The 2,404-nt window shown below is 64.1% G+C and carries 3 protein-coding genes; 2 read left to right on the top strand and 1 reads right to left on the bottom strand.

The features are described from left to right. Window positions 1–57: 57 nt before the first annotated feature. Window positions 58–663, bottom strand: coding sequence for a DNA-3-methyladenine glycosylase (locus tag WCE35_RS09665; protein WP_424593118.1), 606 nt, complete (start codon window positions 661–663; stop codon window positions 58–60). Between the two features lie 134 nt (window positions 664–797). Here WCE35_RS09665 and lipA point away from each other — a divergent pair, with 134 nt between their 5' ends. Continuing rightward, entirely contained in the window at window positions 798–1,757 is a 960-nt protein-coding gene (gene lipA / locus WCE35_RS09660) for a lipoyl synthase (protein ID WP_424593117.1), read from the top strand. Between the two features lie 11 nt (window positions 1,758–1,768). Further along, window positions 1,769–2,224, top strand: a complete 456-nt coding sequence (locus WCE35_RS09655; RefSeq protein ID WP_424593116.1) for a type II toxin-antitoxin system RatA family toxin — start codon at window positions 1,769–1,771, stop codon at window positions 2,222–2,224. Window positions 2,225–2,404: the final 180 nt, after the last annotated feature.

Here is a 2,404-nt window from a genome sequence, read left to right as displayed (position 1 = left end):
CGCCTTTGCCCCACCCTACGGCACGACGTTCACGATGACGGTCTCATGCTCCAATTATCAAAACCGTCGGCTCAAAAATTTCGAATCCTTCCATCCATATCGCCACGGCAGCTCGACCGCCTTGGTGATGCCGATCCGCACCCCGCTGACGATCTCCGGCTTGCCGGTCCGCGCATGCAGCGCGAACGGGGGCTTGTCGAGCGGCAGTTCGCTGTGCCTGATGGTGACGCCGAGCGCCTCGCACAATTTGCCCGGGCCCGAACACAGCGCGCGTTCATCCCGCAGGCTGCGCCGCCGGCGCATCGCCGGGATGCCGTGGGTCGGCTGCAAGGCGCGGATCAGCACCGCGCTGGCCGAGCCTTCGCTTTCGCAGACGAAATTCACGCACCAGTGGATGCCGTAGGAGCGATAGACATAGGAAAAGCCCGGCGGGCCGAACATCACCTGGTTGCGCGGGGTCGGCCCGCGAAACGAGTGCGCCGCCGGGTCGGTGTGGTGATAGGCCTCGACCTCGACGATGAGGCCGCCGACGCCGTCGACCAGGAGCGTGGCGCCGATCAGGTCGGGCGCGACCTCATGCACGCTGCGGTCAAAAAACGTGCGCCTGAGCGGCTTGCCGAGGGTGGGAACTTCGGCGCTGGCCGATTTGGAGTTTTGAACCATTTTTGAGCAGGAATCACGGGGAATGGCCGGGAAAGCTGCCACTATGTTGCATGTTTCTGCTAGGTTCGGCGAGCCGGGTTGCGGGTCTCGGCAACACGGACTAGCTAGAGCGTCTTGCAACTTTCGGACTTAACATGGTCGTCGTCGTCGATACGCTCTCCGCGAGCCCGGTGCGCCCGCGCCACCCCGAAAAGGCGAACCGGCCCGATGCGCCATCGCCGCCGAAACCGGACTGGATCCGGGTGCGGGCGCCGAATACGCGCGGCTATGCCGACACCCGCAATATCGTCAAGGAGAACGGGCTCGTCACGGTGTGCGAGGAGGCAGGCTGCCCGAATATCGGCGAGTGCTGGGACAAGAAGCACGCCACCTTCATGATCATGGGCGACACCTGCACCCGCGCTTGCGCGTTCTGCAACGTCAAGACCGGCATGCCCGGCCCGCTCGACGCCGCCGAGCCGGAACACGTCGCCGAGGCCACCTTCAAGCTCGCCCTCGCGCACATCGTCATCACCTCGGTCGATCGCGACGATCTCGCCGACGGCGGCGCATTGCATTTCGCAAAGACCATCCGCGCCATCCGCGCGCGCTGCCCGGCCACCACCATCGAAATCCTCACCCCTGATTTCCTCCGCAAGGAAGGCGCCCTCGAAGTCGTCGTCGCCGCGAAACCCGATGTCTTCAACCACAATCTGGAAACGGTGCCGTCGCGCTATCTCACCGTGCGCCCGGGCGCGCGCTACTTCCATTCGATCCGGCTGTTGCAGCGGGTCAAGGAAATTGATCCCGCGATCTTCACCAAATCCGGCATCATGGTCGGGCTCGGGGAGGAGCGCCATGAGGTGCTGCAGGTGATGGACGATCTGCGCTCGGCCGAGGTCGATTTCCTCACCATCGGCCAATATCTGCAGCCGACCCGCAAGCACCATGCCGTGATGCGCTACGTGACCCCGGATGAGTTCACCGGCCACGAGAAGATCGCCTATGCCAAGGGGTTCTTGATGGTGTCGGCGAGCCCGCTGACCCGTTCGTCCCACCATGCCGGCGACGATTTCGCGAAGCTGAGAGCGGCGCGGGCGGCGATGAGCCGCTGAGCGCTGTCGCGATGCCAAAATTTTCCAGCAAGCGGCGGGTTCATCACACCGCGCCGCAAATGTTCGACCTGGTCGCCGACGTCGAGCGCTATCCCGAATTCGTGCCGCTGTGCCGGTCTCTCAGAATCCGAAGCCGCACGCCAAAACCCGACGGCACCGAGATCGTAATCGCCGACATGACGGTGTCGTTCAAGCTGGTGCGGGAATCTTTCACCAGCCGGGTGACGCTGGATCGCCCGAACCTGAAAATCCTGGTCGAATATTTGCGGGGGCCTTTCAGCAATCTGGAAAACCGCTGGACGTTCGAGCAAAAATCCGAGACCGACTGCGAAGTCGGGTTCTACCTCGCCTACGAATTCAAGAGCCGGATGCTGGCCATGCTGATGGGCACGATGTTCGACACCGCGTTCCATCGATTTTCCGCCGCGTTCGAGAAACGCGCGGATGTGGTGTATGGAATGGACTAGCTCGTGCCCCGGACGCGCTGCGCCACGCAGTGGTGCTGCGCAGAGCCGGGGCCCATCGATAGCGCGCAGGTCCCGGTTCTGCGAAGCAGCGCAAACGCGCTGCATCGCGCCCGGGACACGAGACCGCTCAAGCCCTTGGCGGCCGGCGCCGCTTGACGGCGCTGCGCCGCGGCGTACGGG

It is taken from the genome of Bradyrhizobium sp. (genome assembly GCF_049691595.1).
GTDB lineage: Bacteria > Pseudomonadota > Alphaproteobacteria > Rhizobiales > Xanthobacteraceae > Bradyrhizobium.
This window is presented reverse-complemented; position numbering and strand designations above follow the sequence as displayed.

What these genes read in the sequence shown, in the direction of transcription:
- WCE35_RS09665 (WP_424593118.1), bottom strand. Translation starts at nt 663, where the DNA reads ATGGTTCAAAACTCCAAATCGGCCAGCGCCGAAGTTCCCACCCTCGGC.
- lipA (WP_424593117.1), top strand. Translation starts at nt 798, where the DNA reads ATGGTCGTCGTCGTCGATACGCTCTCCGCGAGCCCGGTGCGCCCGCGC.
- WCE35_RS09655 (WP_424593116.1), top strand. Translation starts at nt 1,769, where the DNA reads ATGCCAAAATTTTCCAGCAAGCGGCGGGTTCATCACACCGCGCCGCAA.